The following is a 23,310-nucleotide window of genomic DNA, read 5'->3' as shown; positions in this document are numbered from 1 at the left end:
GAGGAAAACGTGTAATCCGTGTGTGCCGTGCAGACGTTTACGGTATAATTCCGCCCTTTACATCAGACTAAAAAAACGACTTTGACCATTACAAAACTCGAATGGAATGAACTGACTCCTGAGACAGCCAGTCACCAGGACATATTCAGTCAGGCCGACTTATCCGACGACTCCGTCTACTTCCTTGGCGATACCCAACCCCGTTTACAGTATGCACTGGAGCAGTTGCTGCACCCGTCATCTGACAGCCGCTTCATGCTGGTGAAAGCCCCAGAGGAAGCAGAATACCTGGCCGTTATCGCCGGGGCGGTGCAGGATATACTTCCTGAATCAACGCAAATCTATGGTGGTGATTACCAGGTAAGCGGCTCCTCGGTTACTTTTGAACCCGCACGGGATCAATTGGCGCGCTTTGCCGGAAAACAGCAGGTGGTCATCGCCGATTGGGTTGAAGCGGAGCAGTTGTTTGGTTGCGTGCGTCAGTTCAACAATCAGATAACGTTGCAGCCCGGCCTGGTTCATGAGGCGAACGGGGGCGTTCTTGTTATCTCTTTGCGCACGCTTCTGGCCCAGCCATTACTGTGGATGCGTCTCAAATCCATGATCGCCCGACGCCGGTTCGACTGGGTTTCATTTGATGAATCTCGTCCTCTGCCTGTCGCTGTACCCTCCATGCCGCTTGAGCTCAACGTTATTCTGGTTGGCGAACGTGATTCACTGGCAGATTTCCAGGAGATGGAGCCTGAACTGGCGGCCCAGTCCATCTACAGCGAGTATGAAGACAGCCTGCAAATCATCGATGCGGATACCATGGCGCTCTGGTGTCAGTGGGTAATGCTGATAGCGCACCAGGCTGGTCTCCCCTCTCCTGCCGCCGATGCCTGGCCGTTGCTCATTCGTGAGGCCGTGCGTTATACCGGCGATCAGGAAACGCTACCGCTTTGTTTCCTCTGGCTTACGCGCCAGCTGCGGGAGGTTGCTGCCCTGACGGAGAGTGACCACTTCAGCGCCGAACAATTTACTACCATGCTTACGCAGCGCGAGTGGCGGGAAGGTTATCTGGCTGAACGTATGCAGGATGAGATTTTGCTTGAGCAAATCCTCATTGAAACGGAAGGCGAGCGTGTTGGACAGATCAATGCGCTCTCGGTTATCGAATTCCCGGGCCATCCGCGCGCCTTTGGCGAGCCGTCCCGCATCAGCTGTGTGGTGCATATTGGCGATGGTGAATTCAATGACATTGAACGCAAAGCTGAACTGGGCGGCAATATTCATGCGAAAGGCATGATGATTATGCAGGCATTTTTGATGTCTGAGCTCGACCTTGAACAGCAGATCCCATTCTCCGCGTCCCTCACCTTTGAACAATCCTACAGCGAAGTTGATGGCGACAGTGCTTCAATGGCTGAACTGTGCGCGCTGATAAGCGCCCTCGCGGAGGTACCGGTTACGCAGAGTATTGCCATCACCGGCTCAGTGGATCAGTTCGGTCGTTCACAGCCTGTCGGTGGACTCAACGAGAAAATTGAAGGCTTTTTTGCTGTCTGCCAGAGCCGCGGTCTGGATGGTAAGCAAGGGGTTATCATTCCGGTTGCAAATGTACGTCATCTCAGCCTTAGCCAGTCGCTGCTTGACGCGGTACAAGCCGGGCAGTTCTCAATCTGGGCGATTGAAGATGTAATGGACGCGCTGCCCCTGCTGACACAATTAGTGTGGGATGAAGAAGGACAGACTACGCTGAAGCAGACGATACTTGAACGCATTGCTCAGGCAACGCAGCAGGATGCACGTCATCGTTATCCGTGGCCGCTGCGCTGGCTTGGCTGGTTCAGTCCGAACTGATCGGACTTGTTCAGCGTACACGTGTTAGCTATCCTGCGTCCGAAACTCACAATAAGGCTTACTGAGAACATGGTAGATAAACGCGAATCCTATACAAAAGAAGACCTTCTTGCCTCTGGTCGCGGAGAGCTGTTTGGCGCTAAAGGCCCGCAGTTGCCAGCACCAAGCATGCTGATGATGGACCGTGTGGTCAAAATGACCGAAACCGGTGGCAATTTTGACAAAGGCTATGTAGAAGCTGAACTGGATATCAATCCGGACCTGTGGTTCTTCGGCTGCCATTTCATTGGCGACCCGGTGATGCCAGGCTGCCTCGGTCTTGACGCTATGTGGCAGCTGGTTGGTTTTTATCTGGGCTGGCTGGGTGCGGAAGGTAAAGGTCGCGCATTAGGTGTGGGTGAAGTGAAATTCACCGGCCAGATTCTGCCAACGGCGAAAAAAGTCACCTACCGCATTCACTTTAAACGTGTCATTAACCGTCGTCTGGTCATGGGTCTGGCAGATGGCGAAGTACTGGTTGATGGACGTGTAATCTATACGGCATCCGATCTGAAAGTAGGTCTGTTCCAGGATACATCCGCTTTCTGATAGCCGGACGCCCTACGCGCGAAACCTCCGCATGGCGGAGGTTTCTTTTTCTAAAGAGACAGAATCAAGCAATAACGGCCCTGTCTTCCATGGCTTCTCGCCAGCCTCCAAGCCAATAGGACCTTTGATTCAGCGTCTGATAAGGACACATTTCTTTAGGCCGTCCGGTAATGCCGGCCTGATATCCACGTTGATGTGCCCGTTCCAGGCGATCTCGTTTTTGTCTCTTCATGCCTCGTTTCCCTCATTTTTCTGGTCTGGTGGAAAAGAAAACAGTGGTCATAAATCGTGCAACCACAGGCTACGAATACCCTGGATAAAGTTTGACGTCAATGCGCAAAATTCACGCCAGTGTCATAAATGTGACCTGGAAAAGAATTCGTTTGTACAAAAAGTGTGAGCCAGTACAAGTAACTGTATGAGAAAAAGAGACAAAAAAGCCGCCACCTTTACCAGCATGACGGCCTCAGCGCGGCATTAATTTTACTTATGGTAAGCGTTTAAGCTCCCCGGCTATGCTGGCTGCTTCCTGCTGCCACGCCTGCGCCAGCATTTTAACCATTTCATCATAGCCATCCTGCTGCTGCTTCAGCTCAACATGGAAGGGGCGCTTGGTTAACTGACCCTGATGATTCAACAACCATTCGCCACTGACAATCACCCGCCCGTCGTAGCGTCCATGAAACCCTGTCACCGTCACGTTGAGGGTGTCCTGAACACTGCCGAGCGGTTGTGAAGCAACAACCCATCCCGGTAGCTGTTTACTGAGACCGGCCACCAGCGTAGTTCGCAGCTGTTGATCAAGCGGGCTCGCCCACAGGTTTTTAGTCGCGATGACATATTTCACATCGGAGGTCTGGTATACCACGCCGTTCCCGGCAAGATAATCGGGCACGCTGACCTGTTCAACCCAGAGCAAACGCTGCCCACGGGCATCGCCCGCGGCTGTGGAGGTGAATTGAGGTGACGGTAGCTGATAGTAGTTTTTGCTGTCATCCCCTGAGCTACAGGCGGTCAGCAAGACCGCCAGCAGTGCTACTACTCCTTTCTTCATTCTTTCGCCCTCTTCGGCTGCGGATCGTCTTTGCCTTTTGCTTCAAATACCAGCGCGTTGCTCTTCTCATTCAGGGTCTTAAGAACAGGTTGCAGCTCGCGCAAGACCTGATCAAGGCGCTGCATATCAGCAACCATTTTGTTATACGCCGCGGAGCCTGGCTGGAAGCCTTGCATACTGCGGTTGAGTTCTCGCAGGGTGCCCTGCATATCAGCAGGCAGTTGCTGCACTGACTGACTGGCGGTCAGTTTGTTCAGATTATCGAGCGTCTTCTGCAGACGGCGCATCGTTTGTTGCGTTTCTGAAAGCGTATTGGTTGCCTGCGAAATCATCGGGTTCAGCGGCAGGTTATTGATTTTGTCGAGCGTATCCATCAACCGTTGCTGGATCTGTGCAAGGCCGCCACTCACTGTAGGGATGATACGGTGCCCGCCAAATTCCGGCATTTCGTTAACCACCGGTGCTTTAGGGTAGAAGTCGAGATCAACATACAGCGCGCCGGTGACAATATTGCCAGTCTTTAAGGCTGCACGCAGACCACGTTTCATCAGCTCAGTGAGATGACTATCGATATTGGCATCGCCACCAAACTGATTGGCAATGCGTTCCGGCTCAATGCGTATCAGGATGGGGATCCGGTAATCATCATTCAGTTTCTGCCGCATCTCAGGCGTGAAGTACGGGACTTTCTCAACGGTACCCAGTCGGATACCACGGAACTCAACGGGCGCCCCTGGCTGAAGACCGCGAATAGAGTCTTTGAAGAACAACAGATAGTCAGTGTGCTGGGTATAGAGTGATTCCCGAATGCTCCGCTGGTCATCAAACAGCATAAACGCCGTTTTTTCCGCCACCGGCTCCCCTGCTTCGTTGCCCTCCGGCACATCAAAGCTTACACCGCCCCCAAACAGGGTGCTCAGGGAACCCATTTCAACACGCATGCCTGCTGAAGTGAGGTCAACAGCGATACCGCTGTCTTTCCAGAAACGCACGTTACTGGTTACCAGCCTGTCATTCGGCGCATTGATAAAGAGTTGATAGGTAATGGTGCGTTTTTCAGTATCAAAGGTACTGGTTTCAACCGAGCCCACCCGATAGCCGCGGAACAGCACCGGATCCCCCGGCGAGAGCTGCCCTGCTTTTTTGCTGTCGAGAATCACACGGATGCCTTTCGCATCTGGCGGTGCAAGCGGTGGTGAATCCAGCAGCTTATAGTTATCCGGCTGGGTGCCTTTTTTGCCGGGCTGCAACTCAATATAGGCGCCGGAGAGCAGTGTACCCAGTCCGCTAATACCCTCACGGCCTACCTGAGGTTTTACTACCCAGAACACCGAGTCGTTATGGAGCAGTTTCTCCATCCCGGTATTCAGGCGTGCCTTAATTTCAACATGCGTCAGGTCATCGGTAAGCGTCGTACTTTCAACCACACCCACATCCACGCTACGGCTTTTTATGGTGGTTTTACCCCCAACGATACCTTCAGCGTTGGTTGTGATGAGCGTAACCTCAGGCCCCTGATGGCTGTAATGGTAAAAGAGGATCCATGCGCCTATGAGAGCCGTCACGATCGGGAAGATCCAGACCGGCGACCAGTTCTTTACTTTCTGCACCTTGGCCTCCCCACTTTTATTCTCCATGTTTTACTGCTCCTTATGGCTTGATTCAGGATCTCTGTCCCAGCTCAGACGTGGATCGAACGTCATAGCCGCAAACATGGTGACAATCACCACTAACGCAAACATCAGCGCCCCAATAGCCGGATAGATGTTCATCAGTCCGCCCATTCGTACCAGTGCCGATAATACGGCAATGACAAACACATCAATCATCGACCAGCGCCCCACAAATTCTACGATTTCATAGACAACATGCATGCGCTCACTGTCCCGACGGCCATGGCCTTTTGCATCCCAGCAAAGCCAGGCGATGGCGATCATCTTCAGGGTGGGTACCATAATACTGGCGATAAAAATAACCAGAGCGACAGGATAAGATCCCTCACTCCAGAGCAGTATGACTCCGGCCAGGATGGTGGAGGGCATCCGGTCGCCCAGGAGATCGGTTATCATGATTGGCAGGATGTTAGCCGGAAGATACAGCATGATGGAGGTAACCAGTAGTGCCATCGTCCACTGCAAGCTGTTTCTGCGCCGTACAAACCCTTTCGTATGGCAGCGTGGGCATACCGGTTCATCCGCTTCAACAATGGCCGTGCAGCACGGACAGCTTCTCAGCCCCTGACGGATCCCAGGCACCCCTACCTGCAGCGGTCGGGACACGGGTGGGGCGGGCGCTAAGTCATCCCACAACCAGTGACGATCCACGCACTGCACCGTGCGTAGCTGCAGCAGACAAAACAGGCACCAGGGAATAAAACTGCTGCCGATGCCGACGTCACCGTAAGCCATTAGCTTCACAAAACTTACCAGCACTCCGGCGAGGAAGATTTCCGCCATTCCCCAGGTTCTCAACTGGAAAAGAACACGTGCCAGAAAGGTTTTTGTTCGCAAGGACAGGGGGACGCGATTGACTAACAGTAAAATCGTGACCAGGCAAAAAGCAGGCACAAATTGTACGAAAAGCAGGAAGAAGGTTCCCAGGCTGGCGTAATCTTCCGAGAACATCACGCCGGGAATCTGCAGCAGTGTCACTTCGCTTGTAACCCCGGCAACTTTCATGTTAACGAAAGGAAAGAGATTCGAGAGCAGCAGCATGAACAGTGCCACCAGCGCATACGCCGTAGGTCGTTGCCGTGGTTCATCCCAGCGCGTGGTCAGTGTAGTGCCACAACGCGGGCAAGCCGCCTTGTGGCCATGTTGCAACGCCGGTAACGCCACCAGCAAATCACATTGCGTACAAAGAATGTGAGGCGTGGAAAGATGATGTTCGCACATACTGGCTCCCTGAATTATGCGCCGTTTTTCAGAGCCTCCAGAGACTCCCAGCGTTCAAACGCCTCCTCCAGCGCTTGTTCCGCCTGCGCCAGTTCGGCTAAGACTTTTTGGGTGTGGTCATGAGGCTGGCTGAAGAAGTTGCCGTCCGCGACCTGAGCCTGCAATGCTTCCAGCTCTGCTTCCAGGGATTCCAGTTTCTGGGGCAGTTGTTCCAGCTCACGCTGCAGGTTATAGCTTAGTTTGTTCGCGCCGCGTTTGACAGTATCCGCTTTAGCAGCCGGTTGCTTTGTCTCTTTCTTGGCAGGGTGCGCTTTAAATGCCTGCGACGACGACTGTTGACCCCGCGCATCATGATACCCGCCGACATAGCGACCAATCTGACCGCCGCCTTCAAAAATCCAGCACTCGGTCACCGTGTTATCGACAAACTGACGGTCATGGCTCACCAGCATCACCGTACCCTGATAGCCATCAATCAGCTCCTCAAGCAGTTCCAGGGTTTCGACATCCAGATCGTTGGTCGGTTCATCGAGAATCAGTAGATTGCTGGGCTTCAGGAACAGGCGCGCCAGCAGCAGGCGGTTTCGTTCCCCACCGGATAACGCACGTACTGGCGTCATGGCACGTTTCGGGTGGAACAGGAAGTCCTGCAGATAGCCCAGCACATGACGAGGCTTTCCATTCACCATCACTTCCTGTTTGCCTTCCGCCAGGTTATCCATCACTGTTCTGTCGGGATCGAGTTCAGCGCGGTGCTGGTCGAAGTAGGCCACTTCGAGCTTAGTACCACAGTGCACGCGCCCGCTGTCTGCCTGCAACTGACCCAGCATGAGTTTCAGCAGCGTCGTCTTACCGCAGCCGTTCGGGCCAATCAGCGCAATTTTATCGCCACGCTGAACCTGGGCAGAGAACCCTTTCACCAGCACTTTGCCATCGACCTGATAATGGACGTTTTCCATTTCAAAAACGATTTTGCCAGAGCGGGTGGCCTCCTCTACCTGCATCTTCGCCGTTCCCATGACTTCACGACGCTCGCTACGCTCACGGCGCATGGCTTTAAGCGCACGAACACGTCCTTCGTTGCGGGTGCGACGCGCTTTGATGCCCTGACGGATCCAGACTTCCTCCTGCGCCAGCTTGCGATCGAACTCAGCGTTTTGCAGCTCTTCAACGCGCAGGTTCTCCTCTTTTTCCAGCAGGTAAGTGTCGTAATCGCCAGGGTAGGTCACAAGCTTACCGCGGTCGAGATCCACGATGCGCGTCGCCATATTGCGAATAAATGAACGGTCGTGAGAAATAAAGATGATGGTCCCGCTGAAGGTTTTCAGGAACCCTTCCAGCCAGTCGATCGTTTCAATATCCAGGTGGTTCGTCGGTTCATCAAGGAGCAGCACACGTGGCCCGCTGACCAGCGCACGGCCCAGCGCCGCTTTACGCAGCCACCCTCCGGAGAGGGATGCCAGAGGCATATCCGCTTCCAGACCTAATTGCGCCAGCACCTCATTAATGCGGCTTTCAAGTTGCCATAAGCCGTGATGATCGAGTAAATCCTGAAGCCGCGCCATTTCACTGAGATTCTTCTCGCTGGGATCGGTCATCACCAGGTGGGAGATGTCGTGATAGCGCTTCAGATATTCAGCCTGCTCTTCAATCCCCTCAGCCACAAAGTCGTAAACGCTGCCGCTAACGTTACGCGGTGGGTCCTGCTGCAGACGCGCCACCACCAGATCCTGCTCATACACAATGCGACCATCGTCAAGACCTTGCTCACGGTTAAGGATCTTCATGAGCGTCGACTTGCCCGCGCCGTTACGCCCGACCAGGCAAACGCGTTCATTTTCTTCGATATGCAGTTCTGCATTATCAAGGAGAGGCGCATCGCTGAAGGACAGCCATGCACCATGCATACTAATTAATGACATCTATTTATCCTTTCAGGCTGAGGTAACCAGCCAGCAGTTATGGATTTGACGGTTGCGGGCAAAATCTTGCGATTGCGTTTTCTGGGTAATTTCTTGTGCTTTCAACCCAAGCTCAGCCAGCCCTTCAAGGTCCATGCGAAAACCGCGTTTGTTGTTGGAGAACATAATTGTGCCGCCTTTACGCAGCATACGTTTTAGATCTTTCATGAGTGCCAGGTGATCGCGCTGAACGTCAAACGACTCTTCCATACGCTTCGAGTTTGAAAACGTAGGGGGATCGATGAAGATCAGATCGAACTGTTCGTTGGTATCTCGCAGCCAGCCCAGGACATCGGTCTGAAGCAGTCGGTGCGCACGCCCGCTCAGTCCATTGAGGCGCAGGTTACGCTCCGCCCATTCAAGATAGGTGCGGGACATATCCACCGTGGTGGTACTTTTGGCACCGCCCAATCCTGCATGCACGCTGGCGCTACCGGTATAAGCAAAGAGATTCAGGAAATCTTTACCTTTGCTCATCTGCCCCAGCATACGTCGCGCAATTCGATGATCGAGGAACAGGCCGGTATCAAGATAGTCCGTCAGGTTAACCCACAGGCGCGCATTGTACTCACCGACCTCGAGGAATTCCCCTTTTTCATTCATCTTCTGATACTGGCTGCTGCCCTTCTGCCGTTCGCGCGTTTTCAGCACCAGTTTATTAGGTGCAATCTCCAGTACCGCAATGGTGGCAGCAATGATATCGAACAGACGCTGGCGTGCTTTATTCGCATCAATGGTTTTTGGCGCAGCATACTCCTGGACCACCACCCAATCCGCGTAGCGGTCAACCGCCACGTTATAATCCGGCAAATCGGCATCATAAAGGCGATAACATTCAATGCCTTCCTGTCGCGCCCATTTTTCCAGTTTTTTCACGTTTTTACGTAAACGGTTAGCGTAATCCTTCGCCATAGATGGCGCACGGACTTCACCGGTGGTTTCCGCGAGGTGATAGTTTTTCTGCACGCAGTCGAGCGGGCCGTTCTTGGCTTTGAACTGGCGCTCCGCGCGTAATTGCAGACAATTAAGTAAATCGACAGAGGCACTGAACAGCGACAGATTCCAGCCGCCGAACTGCGATTTCAGGGTACGACCCAGCAGACTATGCAGGGCAATCAACGCCGGCTCGCTCTCCAGGCGCTCACCGTAAGGCGGGTTACTGATGACAGTGCCATAAGGTCCTTTGGGCAGCGGATTAGTGAGCTTCGCCGCATCCTTCACCTCAAAAGTGATCAGATCGGCAATGCCTGCACGACGGGCGTTACGCTGAGCGCGCTCCAGTACGCGCGCATCGTTATCAGAACCGTAGAAATGAGACGCGTAGTCGGCAAGACCTTTACGTGCGCGGGCCTGTGCCTCCGCTTTTACTTCCTGCCAGAGGGCATCATCATGCTGCGCCCAGCCGCCAAAGCCCCAGTGACCACGATGCAAACCCGGCGCACGGTCGGTGGCCCACATTGCAGCTTCGATCAACAACGTACCGGAGCCACACATGGGATCTAACAGCGGCGTACCCGGCTGCCAGCCAGAGCGCATTACGATGGCGGCGGCGAGGTTCTCTTTAATCGGCGCGATACCGGTGCGATCGCGGTAACCACGCAGGTGTAATCCCTCACCGCTGAGATCCAGAGAGATATGCGCCGTCTCTTTATTCAGCCAGACATTAATACGGAGATCCGGTTGTTCACGATCGACATTGGGACGCGGCAGGTTTTTACGGGTAAAGCTGTCAACTATCGCATCTTTAACCTTCAGAGCACCGTACTGGCTGTTACGTATCTCGTCGTTCAGTCCGCTAAAATGTACGGCGAAGGTCGCGTCGGTGTTGAAAATCTCCGTCCAGTTTATCGCCTGCACGCCGAGGTAGAGATCAAGGTCGCTGTAAACCTTGCACTCGCCGAGGGGCATCATAATGCGCGAGGCCAGTCGGCTCCACATCAGGCTGGTGTAGACAAGCCGTGTGTCACCATGGAAATGGACGCCCCCCTGAACCACCTGACACTCTGCGGCGCCAAGGCTTTCAAGTTCAGTTTTTAACAGCTCTTCCAGCCCACGGGCCGTACTGGCAAACAGAGAAATCATAAGGTCACTTAACTTTAAAGAAAATTGTTGCGCATTATAGCCAATCTGACGTGCATGTCATAAAGTTGAAGGCTTATTTTCGTCGGCAGAGGAAACGGCGTGGCTACCCTCTCGCGTCTTTTTATACATCCGGTTAAATCTATGCGCGGTATTGGCCTTACGCATGCGCTGGCAGACAGCAGTGGTCTGTCATTTGACCGTATCTTCATGGTCACTAAACAGGATGGCACCTTTATTACAGCGCGGCAGTATCCGCACATGGTGCGCTTTATTCCCTCCCCTTTGCCTGACGGTCTGCATCTGACCGCGCCGGATGGCACCAGCGCGGTGGTACGTTTCGCTGATTTTTTACCAGAGGGCGAACCCACCGAGGTGTGGGGAAACCACTTCACTGCCCTGGTTGCGCCAACGACCATTAATCGCTGGTTGAGCGGCTTTTTTGACAGCGAGGTGCAGTTACGCTGGGTTGGCCCGACGCTGACGCGGCGCGTCAAACGCTTTGATGCTGTACCGCTCTCTTTTGCCGATGGATTTCCGTTCCTGCTAACCAATGAGGCGTCACTGCGCGATTTGCAAAATCGTTGCCCGGCCAGTGTCAGCATGGAGCAGTTCCGCCCTAATCTCGTGATTACGGGCGCTCAGGCGTGGGAGGAGGATAGCTGGCGGGTGGTGCGCATTGGTGAGGTTATCTTTGATGTCGTGAAGCCATGTAACCGCTGCGTGCTGACCACCGTTAACCCGGAGCGCGGGCAGAAACATCCCTCTGGCGAGCCGCTCAATACATTAATTCGGTTTCGCACCGCACCGGATACCGGCAGTGTCGACTTCGGGCAGAATTTAATTGCCCGCAATAGCGGTGTCGTGAGGGTTGGTGACGCGCTCGCCGTGCTGGATCGCGCGCCGGCCAAACCCTATGGTGCGGGTAAGGTTGTGGGCTCCATCGAACCCGAACAGCAGACCGCAGGCGAAGTGGATATTGTCTGGGAAGGGAAACGGTTCCGGGGAAACAATCAGCAGATCCTGCTTGAGCAACTGGAGAGTCAGGGCATCCGCATCCCCTATTCCTGTCGGGCGGGTATTTGCGGCTCTTGCCGCATTCAGCTTATTGAAGGTGACGTCAAGCCGTTAAAACAATCGGCGGTGTCGGCTGAGGGTTCCATTTTGAGCTGCTGTTGTGTGCCGAAAACGTCCTTAAAACTTAAAGGTTAAACCGCCTGCTCATAGCTGAAGCTATCAACATGAAGTTGTGGCTTCAGTCGGTCATTCATCACTTTTATTGCGTCACCTAACTGCATGGTGCGTCCGGCTATCACCACCCCGGGCTGCGCCAGCAAGCAGAGGGCCGCGTTTTCACCGGACTCCACCACCAGCAGATTCACCGACTCACCGGTATCACTTAACGAAACGCTGGCAGCCATTCCCGGTGCGGGAGACCAGGGGGCGTTGTGGCTCATAAAGTGCCAGCTTTTTGGCATTTGTGGTTTCAGAAAGCGGATGGCAACCAGCGCATTGAGCACCAGTTCAGCGCGCTGCTCGTTGCTGAGCATAAGATCCCGACATTTTTCGTCGAAGGAGAAATAGAGGGCTGCGTCATCGACACAGAATCCGCAGGGAGAGAACGCATCCGGGGTAAGCATCTTACGGGCAAAACGTGAACGGAAAATCATGCCATTGGCCAAATCGAGCATCATGCGATCGTGCTCATCATCATAAAACCAACGCCAATTATCATCAGGTTTAATTCGCATACCGTTCCCCCTCGCCCTTGGTCATCCCTTAATCCCAAAGTCCTTTTTACCGCTTCGCTTATTACCAGAATTAAGAAAAGACTAAAATGTACAAATTAGCAACAGTGAGGGAATATAAATCAACCAGGGCCTGAAATAAAGCCCTGGCGGGGTAATTCGGGAGAAAAGATCAGATGTGGGTAACGATTTCTTTAATCAGTGGAGGACCTTTAAAAATAAACCCGGAATAGATCTGAACCAGCGAGGCACCGGCTTCCAGCTTCTCGCGTGCGGCAATCACCGAATCGATGCCCCCTATGCCAATAACCGGCAAGCGACCTTTTAATTCCGCGCTGAGCTGGCGAATAATTTCAGTACTCTTTAATTGTAATGGGCGTCCACTTAACCCACCCGTTTCATTGCAATGTTTCATTCCCTGAACCAGAGAGCGTTCGAGCGTTGTATTGGTGGCAATGACGCCATCAATATTGTGGCGAACTAAACTGTCAGCGACCTGAATCAATTCCGCTTCGCAGAGATCAGGGGCGATTTTCACGGCGACGGGCACATATTTATGGTGGATTTGTTGAAGCGCCGCCTGTTTAGTTTTTATCGCGCTTAACAGTTCATCCAGCGCTTCGCCATATTGCAGTGTGCGCAGCCCAGGGGTATTTGGCGATGAAATATTAATAGCGATATAACCTGCATAGGCATAAATTTTCTCCATGCAAATCAGGTAGTCATCTTTACCCTGCTCCACCGGCGTGTCTTTATTTTTGCCGATGTTAATGCCCAGGACGCCGTCAAAACGGCTCTTTTTCACATTCTCAACAAGATTATCAACCCCAAGGTTATTAAAGCCCATGCGGTTGATTAACCCTTCAGCCTCCACCAGACGGAAGATACGCGGCTTGTCATTACCCGGCTGCGGGCGTGGGGTTACCGTACCAATCTCAATAGCGCCAAAACCCATTGCGCCCAGCGCTTCAATGCATTCTCCGTTTTTATCCAGGCCCGCCGCCAGTCCGAGCGGGTTTTTAAACGTCAGACCCATACACTGCACCGGTTTTTCCGGCAGGCGCTGACGCACCAGCGCTTCAAGGGGCGTCCCTGATACACGACGTAGCTGTTGGAAGGTAAACTCATGAGCGCGCTCAGGATCGAGCTGGAAAAGGGCTTTACGAACGAAGGGGTAGTACATGAACTCTCCTGGATTCCCGGTGTGCAAACCGGGGGCGTATTATCTGTGATAACCGGAAGAAAGGGAATTGACCTGGGGCAAAAAAAGACTATCTCGACGCAATCGATTACCTGGCCAGCTGTTTTTATGCCTTTTTTCGCGTTTTAACGTCGAATAATGTATCTAAAGGAATAGTTCCCCTCTGCCAGACGTACTCTCGCGCTGGGTGTTACCAGGCAATGGACGCAGCGGTGATAAGGCGTAACCATGAACGTGGTCACTTTAGCGGAGCGCTCACGTTACCATCCGCTTCCAGCGTCTTGCCTGAACAAGCCCTTTCGCCCGTGAAGTGGCGTAAGGTATCGAGAGAAGAAACCGGGCAGGCGGCAATGCCTGCCCGGTTTACGATTACGCCAGTGCTTTACTGATTTTTTCGAACAGATCGCCGGAAAGATTATCCAGCGCTTTCAGTTTTTCCAGGGCGGCACGCATCAGCGCCTGGCGTTTCTCATCGTAGCGTTTGAGGCGGATCAGCGGCTCAATAAGTCTTGAGGCCACCTGCGGGTTACGACTGTTAAGTTCGGTAAGCATCTCTACCAGGAACTGGTAACCACTCCCGTCCTGCGCATGGAAAGCCGCCGGGTTGCTGCCTGCAAAGGCGCCAATCAGTGAACGAACGCGGTTCGGATTACTGAGGGTGAAGGAACGGTGGTGCAACAGGCCGCGAACCGTTTCAAGAACGTTATCTGCCGGGCTTGTGGCCTGCAATATCAACCATTTATCCATGACCAGACCGTCCTGATGCCATTTGTCGTCATAGGCCTGCATAAGCGCATCACGGCACGGCAACTGAGCCGCAACGGCTGCAGAGAGCGCAGCGAGTGCATCTGTCATGTTATCGGCACTATGATACTGCTGGCTGACCAGCTTATCGGCGAGCTGTGCATCACCAAACGCGATATAGCGCAGACAGGTATTGCGCAACGTGCGCCTGCCGATATCCGCATGTTCAACACGATAAGCATCGAGCTTGTTGGCGTTGTAAATCGCCAGCACCTCATCCGCCAGTTCTGTCGCCAGCGTGCGGGTCAGTGCTTCCCGCACCGTCGTAATAGCGAGAGGATCGATGACATCAAACAGTTCGGCGATTTCGCTGACCGAGGGGAGCGTCAGGATCTCAGCGGCCAGCGCCGGATCGATATGCTCATCAAGCAGAATGGCACGGAAGGCATCCGCCACGTGCAAGGGTAACGACAGCGGTTGTCCCTGCTGCTGACGGGCAACGTTAAGCTTGATGTGGGTTGCCAGCAGACTCTGCGCGGCGTCCCAACGGGAGAAATCGTTGCTGGCGTGGCGCATCAGGAACGTTAGCTGCTGATCGCTCCATTTATATTCCAGTTTCACCGGCGCAGAGAACTCGCGTAACAGTGACGGCACCGGCTGGAAGTAGACGTTATCAAAGACAAAAGTCTGCTCGGGTTGGGTCACATTCAATACATGGTGTACCGGATGCCCCTCTTTTTGCAGCGGGATTATCTTCCCTTCATTGTCATAAAGCTCAATGTCGAACGGAATATGCAGCGGATGCTTCTCCTGCTGCTCGGCCGTCGGCGGCGTACGCTGGCTGATGGTCAGAGTGTACTGTTCGGTGGCCGGATTATAGTCATCATGAACGGTAACAATCGGGGTGCCAGCCTGGCTGTACCAGCGACGGAAATGGGAAAGATCAATATTTGACGCATCTTCCATCGCCTGGACAAAATCATCACAGGTGGCGGCGCTGCCGTCATGGCGTTCAAAATAGAGCTGCATCCCTTTCTGGAAGTTCTCTTCACCGAGCAGGGTGTGGATCATGCGGATAATTTCAGCGCCTTTCTCGTACACCGTCAGGGTATAGAAGTTGTTCATCTCGATGACTTTATCCGGGCGGATCGGATGCGCCATCGGGCTGGCATCTTCGGCAAACTGCAGTCCACGCATGGTGCGGACATTACTGATGCGGTTGACTGCTCGAGATCCCAGATCCGAGCTGAACTCCTGGTCACGGAATACCGTCAGCCCCTCTTTGAGACTAAGCTGGAACCAGTCGCGGCAAGTCACGCGGTTGCCGGTCCAGTTGTGGAAATACTCATGACCAATCACGCGCTCAATATCAAGGTAGTCTTTATCCGTTGCAGTATCGGTACGGGCCAGCACGTATTTGGAGTTAAAGACGTTCAGTCCTTTATTCTCCATCGCGCCCATGTTGAAGAAGTCGACGGCGACAATCATGTAGATATCGAGGTCGTACTCGAGGCCAAAGCGTTCTTCGTCCCATTTCATTGAGTTTTTCAGCGAGGTCATCGCCCACGGCGCACGGTCCAGGTTCCCACGGTCGACGTACAACTCCAGCGCGACTTCACGCCCGGAACGGGTGGTGAAGGTATCCCGCAGGACATCAAAATCACCGGCAACCAGCGCAAACAGATAGCAGGGTTTTGGGAAGGGATCTTCCCACTTCATCCAGTGGCGACCCCTTTCAAGCTCACCCTGATCGACACGGTTACCGTTGGAGAGCAGGAACGGATACTCCGCTTTGTTTGCAATCAGCGTGGTGGTGAAGCGCGCCAGCACATCCGGACGATCAAGATACCAGGTGATATGGCGGAAGCCTTCTGCTTCACACTGTGTGCACAGTGCTTCGCCTGATTTATACAGCCCTTCCAGCGCCGTGTTTGCCGATGGGCTGATTTCATTCACAATCTGCAGCGTAAAACGTTCCGGCACATTGTCGATGACCAGTTGGTTATCTTCTTCTTTATAGTCTGTCCAGGGCTGGCCATCGATATGTAGGGAGACAAGCGTCAGGTCTTCACCATCCAGACGCAGCGGTACGGCAGTGGCGCTCTGGCGGGAGACGGAACTTATCGCAGTGACAACGGTTTTTGCGGCATCCAGGTCAAAGGTCAAGTCAATATCGCTAATCAGGTAATCCGGCGCACGGTAGTCGTGGCGGTATTTGGCTTGTGGCTGTTGTGTCATAAAAAACCTTTAGCATCTTCTGTTGGTTACGTCTCCAGTCTATTCCTGTTGCCAGAATCCCGCCACGCAGAATCTTTAACTTTCCAGGCAGAAATACCATGTTTGCTACATTTGGCTAACATGCGGCACAAAATGCGCTCGACCCGTTTAGCGCTATATGGTGTGATCGGGGTTCAATAAATCAATAAACAGGGTATACTCCGGCAGTTTTCACCTGCTTTGTTTATTGTACTAAACGCTCCTGTGAGAGGATGCTACGGCGCACCATGACTCAATTTGCCCACCCTGTTTTGCGGACACTGCTGGATACTGATGCCTACAAATTGCATATGCAGCAGGCGGTGTATCACCACTACTTCGATGTGCATGTAACGGCGGAGTTTCGCTGCCGTGGCGACGACCTGCTCGGGATTTACGCACAGGCGGTTCAGGAAGAAGTCGAGGCGATGCAGCATTTGCGCCTGCAGGAGGACGAGTACCAGTGGTTGTCCGGGCTGCCCTTCTTTAAGCCTGATTATCTCAACTGGTTACGTGACTTCCGCTATGACCCGCGTCAGGTGGTTGTGACTAATGATAATGGTAAGTTGCACATTCGCCTCTCGGGCCCCTGGCGTGAAGTGATCATGTGGGAAGTGCCTTTGCTTGCGGTCATCAGCGAGCTGGTTCACCGTTATCGTTCTCCCGAAGCCGGTATTCAGCAGGCGCTTGTGCACCTTGAGACAAAACTGGCAGATTTTGCCGCCCGAACAGACAACCTGGATATGTCAGGCTTCCGTCTGATGGATTTTGGTACCCGTCGTCGCTTCTCTGCCGGGGTGCAGCACGCGATTGTCGCTCGCCTTCAACAGGAGCCGTGGTTTATTGGCACCAGCAACTACGATTTAGCGCGTCGCCTCGCCTTAACGCCGATGGGCACCCAGGCGCACGAATGGTTCCAGGCACATCAGCAGATAAGCCCTGAACTTGCGACCAGCCAGCGTGCAGCACTGGCAGCCTGGCTTGATGAGTACCCGACACAACTGGGTATCGCTCTCACCGACTGTATTACTATGGACGCCTTCCTGCGCGACTTCGGTCCTGAATTTGCTCAGCGTTATCAGGGTTTACGCCATGACTCCGGAGATCCGGTTGAATGGGGTGAAAAAGCCATTGCCCATTATGAAAAGCTCGGTATCGACCCCTTGTCGAAGACCCTGATTTTCTCTGATAACCTGGATCTCAATAAAGCGCTTGATCTCTATTGCCACTTTGCCACACGGGTGAAACTCGGTTTTGGGATTGGAACCCGCCTCACTTGCGACATCCCGGACGTTAAACCGCTGAACATTGTCATCAAGCTGGTGGAGTGTAATGGTAAGCCGGTCGCGAAATTGTCTGACAGCCCAGGTAAAACCATCTGTCATGATAAAGCCTTTGTCCGTGCGCTGCGCGAGGCCTTCGACCTGCCGCAAATCAAAAAAGCCAGCTGAAACTGCCTGCCTGAACACCACCCTGAAGGGCATCACCTGATGTGATGCTCTTCAGGATAATTCCTTGCTCTCTGCTGCATTGATTAATTCAGCCGACCTCCCCCACACCGTGCCTGAGTCAATGATAACTTGTGTGGCGTCCTGCATTTTAGGTGGCGGCACGGGATACCCGACGCCTTAAACGGCTAACTTCCCCTTTAATTTCCGAAATCTCCTCTTCCACTGTTAATTCTGCTTGTCTGATGGCGCTCGCCAGGTAACATAGGTATCCCCCCTTTTACGGGCGGATAAATGGTTATTTTTTCCAGACAATTAACAGAGAGAATATTATGAGCGTTGTGCCTGTAGCCGACGTCATCCATAGCCGCGTTGCCGTTGACCAAGAAGTCACCGTACGTGGATGGGTGCGCACCCGCCGAGATTCAAAAGCTGGCATCTCCTTCCTCGCCGTTTACGACGGTTCCTGCTTTGATCCTGTACAGGCCGTTATTAATAATTCTCTGCCCAATTACAATGAAGACGTACTGCGCCTGACTACCGGTTGCTCCGTCGTTGTTACGGGTGTTGTGGTGGAATCGCCTGGTGAAGGCCAGAACCTGGAAATCCAGGCGACAAAAGTCGAAGTGACCGGTTGGGTTGAAGATCCGGATACCTATCCGATGGCGGCTAAACGTCACAGCATTGAGTACCTGCGTGAAGTGGCTCACCTGCGTCCGCGCACCAACATGATTGGTGCCGTTGCGCGTGTTCGCCATACGCTGGCGCAGGCTTTGCACCGCTTCTTCGACGAGCAGGGCTTCTTCTGGGTTTCGACCCCACTTATTACCGCTTCCGATACCGAAGGGGCTGGCGAGATGTTCCGCGTGTCGACGCTGGATCTGGAAAACCTGCCGCGTAATCCACAGGGCAAAGTCGATTTTGACAAAGATTTCTTTGGTAAAGAGTCTTTCCTGACCGTTTCCGGTCAGCTGAACGGCGAAACCTATGCCTGTGCGTTGTCGAAAATTTACACCTTTGGCCCAACCTTCCGCGCCGAAAACTCCAATACCAGCCGCCATCTCGCTGAGTTCTGGATGCTGGAACCGGAAGTCGCCTTTGCCGATCTGGAAGATAACGCCCGTCTGGCAGAAGCCATGCTGAAATACGCCTTTAACGCGGTGCTGACAGAACGTATGGACGATCTTAAGTTCTTCGCTGAACGTGTCGACAAAGATGCTATCGCTCGTCTTGAACGCTTTGTTGCAGCGGATTTTGCTCAGGTCGATTACACCGATGCCATCACTATCCTTGAAAACTGCGGTCAGTCGTTTGAAAATCCGGTTTACTGGGGCGTTGATCTCTCTTCCGAACATGAACGCTACCTTGCTGAGAAACATTTTAAAGCACCGGTTGTGGTGAAAAACTATCCAAAAGAGATCAAAGCTTTCTATATGCGTCTCAACGATGATGGAAAGACCGTCGCCGCAATGGATGTTCTTGCGCCGGGAATTGGTGAAATCATCGGTGGTTCTCAACGTGAAGAGCGTCTGGATGTGCTGGATGCACGTATGGCGGAAATGGGCCTGAATAAAGAAGATTATTGGTGGTATCGCGATCTTCGTCGCTATGGCACCGTGCCGCATTCCGGGTTTGGGCTTGGTTTTGAACGTCTCATTGCCTATGTGACCGGCGTGCAGAACGTCCGTGACGTAATTCCCTTCCCGCGAACTCCGCGTAGCGCCACTTTCTAAAAACATAAAGGCCAGCCGGTGCTGGCCTTTTTACTCCACTGTCATGGTTTCTTCATTTGCCTTTGCCATACTGACTCCGCGTTACCATGTTGACCTGAATTTACCTGCCTGTCGTTGAAACATTCCTGAACAAAAAATAACCCCCACCTTTCTTGCGGATTAGTTTTTCCTCATCGAATAGCACATTTGGATAAAATATACACAGCAATCCAGATGGCTGAACCTCGTCATAAGCAAAAGCTTGTTGAGAACGATTCTTGAATAAGAAATCCCGTTATCTTTATTAATTATAAGTAATTCATATAAATAGGATAAGAATGGCTGTTTTTATCGACGATTGTCTCTGAACTTTGAGTTGGTTCACAAAGTTCCTTAAAATTCATAAATTATTACATAATATTGCTTTCTGTTACTTCTTTAAGACATTTGTAGCACTTTCAGGCTAGCGAAACGATTATATGAATGGAAAGATGCCTCTCAGACACAGAAAGACACCAAACTCTCATCAATAGTTCCGTAAATTATTATTGACGGAATTTATTGGAGGCAGTGGCAGGTGTTCAAAAAAACCAATGAGGGTAATAAATAATGATGAAGCGCAATATCCTGGCAGTGGTCATCCCTGCCCTGCTGGTAGCTGGCGCAGCAAATGCTGCTGAAGTTTACAATAAAAACGGCAACAAACTGGACCTGTACGGGAAAGTTGTTGGTGAGCACGGCTTCACCACCTCCGGCGATAGCACTACTAACCAGGACTCCTCTTACGGTCAGATCGGCTTCAAAGGCGAAACTCAGGTAAACAGCGATGTTACCGGTTACGGCCAATGGGAATACCGTACCAAAGCGGGCAAAGCTGAAGGCAACCAGGACAACGTTACCCGTCTGGCATTCGCTGGTATCAAAGTAACTGACGCGGGCTCTCTGGACTACGGCCGTAACTACGGCGTGGTTTACGATGTAGAATCTTACACCGATATGTCTCCGTCCTTCTCCGGCGAAACCTGGGGTGGCGGTAACACCGATAACTACATGACCAGCCGTTCTACCGGTGTTCTGACCTACCGTAACAGCAACTTCTTCGGTCTGGCTGATGGTCTGAGCCTGGCGCTGCAGTATCAGGGCAAAAACGATCGTAGCGACGACATCGAACGTGGCAACGGCGACGGTTTCGGTACCTCCCTGGGCTATGAGTTCGGTGAAGGCTTCGGCGTGATCGGCGCATACAGCACCGCTAACCGTACCAAATACCAGAAAGACGACGGCAAAGGCGAGAAAGCAGAGAGCTGGGCTGTTGGTGCAAAATATGATGCGAACAACGTCTACCTGGCAACTGTTTACGCAGAAACCCGTAACACCAGCATCCTTGGTAACAGAGTTAACGACGACAAATCTGTTGCTAACAAAACTCAGAACTTCGAAGTTATCGCACAGTACCAGTTCGACTTCGGCCTGCGTCCGTCCGTATCTTACGTTCAGTCCACCGGCAAAGCACTGGGCCTGGATAACAACGGCAACACCGTTTCCAACGACCTGGCTAAATACGTGACCGTTGGTGCGTACTACTACTTCAACAAAAACTTCAACGTATACGGCGACTACCGTATCAACCTGCTGGATGACAAAGACAGCCAGTACTACTCCTGGGTTGGTACCTCCGATAACGTAACTCTGGGTGTAACTTACCAGTTCTAATCAGCATACCTCGTTATTATATGCATGATAAACAGGGCTTCGGCCCTGTTTTTTGCTTTATGGAAGAACAACCTTCTGTCGTGCAAAAAGACGCACGCTTTTTATTGCAAACGGTTGGCAATCACTGGTTCTCCCGTTACCCTGATAGCGGACCTCCCTTCTGTCATCACAATGGAACCTTGTCATGTTTGAGATTATAACCGCTGCCCCGGCTGACCCTATTCTGGGTTTAGCCGATCTGTTTCGCGCCGATGAACGTCCAACCAAAATCAACCTGGGTATTGGTGTCTATAAAGACGAAACCGGCAAAACCCCTGTTCTGACCAGCGTAAAAAAAGCTGAACAATATCTGCTGGAAAATGAAACCACCAAGAATTACCTCGGCATAGACGGTATTCCTGAATTTGGTCGTTGCACCCAGGAACTGCTGTTCGGAAAGGGCAGCGCCATTATCAGTGACAAACGCGCCCGTACGGCACAGACACCAGGTGGCACGGGCGGTTTGCGTGTCGCGGCTGATTTCCTGGCCAAAAATACTTCAGCTAAGCGCGTGTGGGTAAGTAATCCGAGCTGGCCAAACCATAAAGGCGTGTTCAATTCCGCGGGTCTGGAAGTGTGCGATTACGCCTATTACGATGCGCAACACCATGCGCTTGATTTTGATGGCATGCTGGCAAGCCTTGAAGGTGCTGTCGCAGGGGACGTGGTCCTGTTCCACGGTTGCTGCCATAACCCTACCGGGATCGACCCGACGCTGGAGCAGTGGGAAACGCTGGCCAGACTGTCAGTAGAAAAAGGCTGGCTCCCGCTCTTTGACTTTGCCTATCAGGGTTTCGCTCGTGGCCTGGAAGAGGATGCGGAAGGGTTACGTGCCTTTGCTGCGCTTCATGAAGAACTGATTGTCGCCAGCTCCTTCTCTAAAAACTTTGGCCTTTATAATGAACGTGTCGGCGCCTGCACACTGGTCACAGCCAATAGTGAAACCGCCGACCGCGCTTTCAGCCAGATGAAAGCGACCATTCGTGCGAACTACTCCAACCCACCCGCACACGGCGCTTCTGTGGTGGCGACCATCCTTGGCAATGATGCTCTGCGCGCTATCTGGGAACAGGAGCTGACGGATATGCGTCAGCGCATTCAGCGTATGCGTTTGCTGTTCGTAAATACTCTGCAGGATAAAGGTGCAAACCGCGATTTCAGCTTTATCACTAAACAGAACGGCATGTTCTCGTTCAGCGGTCTGACGAAAGAGCAGGTTCTGCGTCTGCGGGAAGAGTTCGGGGTGTACGCTGTCGCGTCGGGGCGCGTCAATGTCGCCGGAATGACGCCAGATAATATGGCACCGTTATGTGAAGCCATTGTCGCCGTGCTTTGAGTCAGGGTGATCATAAAAAAGCCGCTTTCGCGGCTTTTTTTATTTACCAGACAGGGAGTTCATCCTGCAGGAAGGGATTATGCAAACGCTCATGACCCAGCGTTGATATGGGGCCATGTCCGGGCACAAAGGTCACATCATCACCCAGCGGCAGCAGCTTAACCCGGATGGAATCAATCAATTGCCGGTGATCGCCTTTCGGAAAATCACTGCGCCCGACGCCACCTTTAAATATGACGTCGCCGGAAATCAGTAAGCGTGAGAGCGCATCGAAGAAAACCACATGGCCGGGCGTGTGACCGGGGCAATGCAGCACCTGCAATTTAACATTGCCAACGCTCACCTCATCCCCTTCGTTCAGCCAGCGATCGGGGGTTAAAGGCTGGCAGTCATCCAGACCAAACATGCGACTCTGCGCGGGCAAGCCTTGTAACCAGAACTCATCTTCTTTTTCCGGACCGATAACAGGCACACCGTAGTGTTGCGCCAGTTCAGCGGCTGCTCCCACATGATCCAGATGACCATGCGTGAGCAAAATCTGTGTCAAGGTTACGCCGGAAGCATCGACTTCTTTTATGATGCGTTCTGCATCGCCGCCGGGATCGACCACGGCAGCCTGCCGGGTTTCTTCACACCAGATTAACGAACAATTCTGCGAGAATGCCGTCACCGGAATAATACGATAGTTCATACTG

Annotated in this window: 17 protein-coding genes; 7 read left to right on the top strand and 10 right to left on the bottom strand. The window is 52.7% G+C overall.

Features of this window, described 5'->3' with window-relative positions; translation table 11 throughout:
* The first annotated feature begins 81 nt into the window (after positions 1 to 81).
* Positions 82 to 1,842, top strand: a complete 1,761-nt coding sequence (locus KXR87_RS05880) for an AAA family ATPase (protein WP_437431332.1) — start codon at positions 82 to 84, stop codon at positions 1,840 to 1,842.
* Between the two features lie 69 nt (positions 1,843 to 1,911).
* Positions 1,912 to 2,430, top strand: coding sequence for a bifunctional 3-hydroxydecanoyl-ACP dehydratase/trans-2-decenoyl-ACP isomerase (fabA, locus tag KXR87_RS05875; protein WP_437431331.1), 519 nt, complete (start codon positions 1,912 to 1,914; stop codon positions 2,428 to 2,430).
* A gap of 64 nt (positions 2,431 to 2,494) precedes the next feature.
* Here the strand turns inward: fabA and rmf are convergent, their stop codons facing one another.
* The 6 genes from rmf to rlmKL all read right to left on the bottom strand — a co-directional run bounded on the left by rmf (position 2,495) and on the right by rlmKL (position 10,421).
* A complete protein-coding gene (rmf, locus tag KXR87_RS05870) occupies positions 2,495 to 2,662 on the bottom strand; it encodes a ribosome modulation factor (RefSeq protein ID WP_437431330.1) in 168 nt (55 codons plus the stop codon).
* 255 nt (positions 2,663 to 2,917) lie between these two features.
* Complete coding sequence (pqiC, locus tag KXR87_RS05865) at positions 2,918 to 3,484, bottom strand: membrane integrity-associated transporter subunit PqiC (protein WP_437431329.1); 567 nt, start codon at positions 3,482 to 3,484, stop codon at positions 2,918 to 2,920.
* The gene (gene pqiB, locus KXR87_RS05860) at positions 3,481 to 5,121 is read right to left on the bottom strand and encodes an intermembrane transport protein PqiB (RefSeq protein ID WP_437431328.1); all 1,641 of its coding nucleotides are present in this window, start codon (positions 5,119 to 5,121) and stop codon (positions 3,481 to 3,483) included. Before pqiB ends, pqiC begins: the two co-directional genes overlap by 4 nt.
* Before the next feature lie 3 nt (positions 5,122 to 5,124).
* A complete protein-coding gene (gene pqiA / locus KXR87_RS05855; RefSeq protein ID WP_437431327.1) occupies positions 5,125 to 6,378 on the bottom strand; it encodes a membrane integrity-associated transporter subunit PqiA in 1,254 nt (417 codons plus the stop codon).
* 14 nt (positions 6,379 to 6,392) lie between these two features.
* On the bottom strand, positions 6,393 to 8,300 hold the full coding sequence (locus KXR87_RS05850) for an ABC transporter ATP-binding protein (protein WP_437431326.1): 1,908 nt from the start codon (positions 8,298 to 8,300) through the stop codon (positions 6,393 to 6,395).
* A gap of 12 nt (positions 8,301 to 8,312) precedes the next feature.
* On the bottom strand, positions 8,313 to 10,421 hold the full coding sequence (gene rlmKL, locus KXR87_RS05845; protein WP_437431325.1) for a bifunctional 23S rRNA (guanine(2069)-N(7))-methyltransferase RlmK/23S rRNA (guanine(2445)-N(2))-methyltransferase RlmL: 2,109 nt from the start codon (positions 10,419 to 10,421) through the stop codon (positions 8,313 to 8,315).
* Between the two features lie 99 nt (positions 10,422 to 10,520).
* On the opposite strand from rlmKL, the gene KXR87_RS05840 reads away from it, so the two are divergent.
* Positions 10,521 to 11,630, top strand: coding sequence for a YcbX family protein (locus tag KXR87_RS05840; protein WP_437431324.1), 1,110 nt, complete (start codon positions 10,521 to 10,523; stop codon positions 11,628 to 11,630).
* Here the strand turns inward: KXR87_RS05840 and zapC are convergent.
* The 3 genes from zapC to pepN all read right to left on the bottom strand — a co-directional run bounded on the left by zapC (position 11,627) and on the right by pepN (position 16,349).
* Positions 11,627 to 12,169, bottom strand: coding sequence for a cell division protein ZapC (gene zapC, locus KXR87_RS05835; RefSeq protein WP_437431323.1), 543 nt, complete (start codon positions 12,167 to 12,169; stop codon positions 11,627 to 11,629). The two genes, KXR87_RS05840 and zapC, sit on opposite strands and share 4 nt — an antisense overlap.
* 169 nt (positions 12,170 to 12,338) lie before the next feature.
* Entirely contained in the window at positions 12,339 to 13,349 is a 1,011-nt protein-coding gene (gene pyrD / locus KXR87_RS05830; RefSeq protein WP_437431322.1) for a quinone-dependent dihydroorotate dehydrogenase, read from the bottom strand.
* 387 nt (positions 13,350 to 13,736) lie between these two features.
* Positions 13,737 to 16,349, bottom strand: a complete 2,613-nt coding sequence (pepN, locus tag KXR87_RS05825) for an aminopeptidase N (protein WP_437431321.1) — start codon at positions 16,347 to 16,349, stop codon at positions 13,737 to 13,739.
* Positions 16,350 to 16,615: 266 nt separating this feature from the next.
* Between pepN and pncB the strand changes: the two genes are divergently transcribed.
* From pncB to KXR87_RS05805, 4 genes are all read left to right on the top strand, one after another.
* A complete protein-coding gene (gene pncB, locus KXR87_RS05820; protein WP_437431320.1) occupies positions 16,616 to 17,818 on the top strand; it encodes a nicotinate phosphoribosyltransferase in 1,203 nt (400 codons plus the stop codon).
* Positions 17,819 to 18,147: 329 nt separating this feature from the next.
* On the top strand, positions 18,148 to 19,548 hold the full coding sequence (gene asnS, locus KXR87_RS05815; protein WP_437431319.1) for an asparagine--tRNA ligase: 1,401 nt from the start codon (positions 18,148 to 18,150) through the stop codon (positions 19,546 to 19,548).
* 588 nt (positions 19,549 to 20,136) lie between these two features.
* The gene (locus KXR87_RS05810) at positions 20,137 to 21,240 is read left to right on the top strand and encodes a porin (protein WP_437431318.1); all 1,104 of its coding nucleotides are present in this window, start codon (positions 20,137 to 20,139) and stop codon (positions 21,238 to 21,240) included.
* Positions 21,241 to 21,424: 184 nt separating this feature from the next.
* On the top strand, positions 21,425 to 22,615 hold the full coding sequence (locus KXR87_RS05805; protein WP_437431317.1) for an amino acid aminotransferase: 1,191 nt from the start codon (positions 21,425 to 21,427) through the stop codon (positions 22,613 to 22,615).
* Between the two features lie 43 nt (positions 22,616 to 22,658).
* Here the strand turns inward: KXR87_RS05805 and KXR87_RS05800 are convergent, their stop codons facing one another.
* Complete coding sequence (locus KXR87_RS05800) at positions 22,659 to 23,306, bottom strand: MBL fold metallo-hydrolase (protein ID WP_437431316.1); 648 nt, start codon at positions 23,304 to 23,306, stop codon at positions 22,659 to 22,661.
* Between the last annotated feature and the right edge of the window lie 4 nt (positions 23,307 to 23,310).

It is taken from the genome of Yokenella regensburgei (assembly GCF_051486985.1).
In the GTDB taxonomy this organism is placed as follows: Bacteria; Pseudomonadota; Gammaproteobacteria; order Enterobacterales; family Enterobacteriaceae; genus CBFFRJ01.
The sequence above is the reverse complement of the archived record's forward strand: the minus strand, read 5'-3'. Positions and strand labels throughout refer to the sequence as shown.

What these genes read in the sequence shown, in the direction of transcription:
- fabA (WP_437431331.1), top strand. Translation starts at nt 1,912, where the DNA reads ATGGTAGATAAACGCGAATCCTATACAAAAGAAGACCTTCTTGCCTCT.
- rmf (WP_437431330.1), bottom strand. Translation starts at nt 2,662, where the DNA reads ATGAAGAGACAAAAACGAGATCGCCTGGAACGGGCACATCAACGTGGA.
- pqiC (WP_437431329.1), bottom strand. Translation starts at nt 3,484, where the DNA reads ATGAAGAAAGGAGTAGTAGCACTGCTGGCGGTCTTGCTGACCGCCTGT.
- pqiB (WP_437431328.1), bottom strand. Translation starts at nt 5,121, where the DNA reads ATGGAGAATAAAAGTGGGGAGGCCAAGGTGCAGAAAGTAAAGAACTGG.
- pqiA (WP_437431327.1), bottom strand. Translation starts at nt 6,378, where the DNA reads ATGTGCGAACATCATCTTTCCACGCCTCACATTCTTTGTACGCAATGT.
- KXR87_RS05850 (WP_437431326.1), bottom strand. Translation starts at nt 8,300, where the DNA reads ATGTCATTAATTAGTATGCATGGTGCATGGCTGTCCTTCAGCGATGCG.
- rlmKL (WP_437431325.1), bottom strand. Translation starts at nt 10,421, where the DNA reads ATGATTTCTCTGTTTGCCAGTACGGCCCGTGGGCTGGAAGAGCTGTTA.
- zapC (WP_437431323.1), bottom strand. Translation starts at nt 12,169, where the DNA reads ATGCGAATTAAACCTGATGATAATTGGCGTTGGTTTTATGATGATGAG.
- pyrD (WP_437431322.1), bottom strand. Translation starts at nt 13,349, where the DNA reads ATGTACTACCCCTTCGTTCGTAAAGCCCTTTTCCAGCTCGATCCTGAG.
- pepN (WP_437431321.1), bottom strand. Translation starts at nt 16,349, where the DNA reads ATGACACAACAGCCACAAGCCAAATACCGCCACGACTACCGTGCGCCG.
- pncB (WP_437431320.1), top strand. Translation starts at nt 16,616, where the DNA reads ATGACTCAATTTGCCCACCCTGTTTTGCGGACACTGCTGGATACTGAT.
- asnS (WP_437431319.1), top strand. Translation starts at nt 18,148, where the DNA reads ATGAGCGTTGTGCCTGTAGCCGACGTCATCCATAGCCGCGTTGCCGTT.
- KXR87_RS05810 (WP_437431318.1), top strand. Translation starts at nt 20,137, where the DNA reads ATGATGAAGCGCAATATCCTGGCAGTGGTCATCCCTGCCCTGCTGGTA.
- KXR87_RS05805 (WP_437431317.1), top strand. Translation starts at nt 21,425, where the DNA reads ATGTTTGAGATTATAACCGCTGCCCCGGCTGACCCTATTCTGGGTTTA.
- KXR87_RS05800 (WP_437431316.1), bottom strand. Translation starts at nt 23,306, where the DNA reads ATGAACTATCGTATTATTCCGGTGACGGCATTCTCGCAGAATTGTTCG.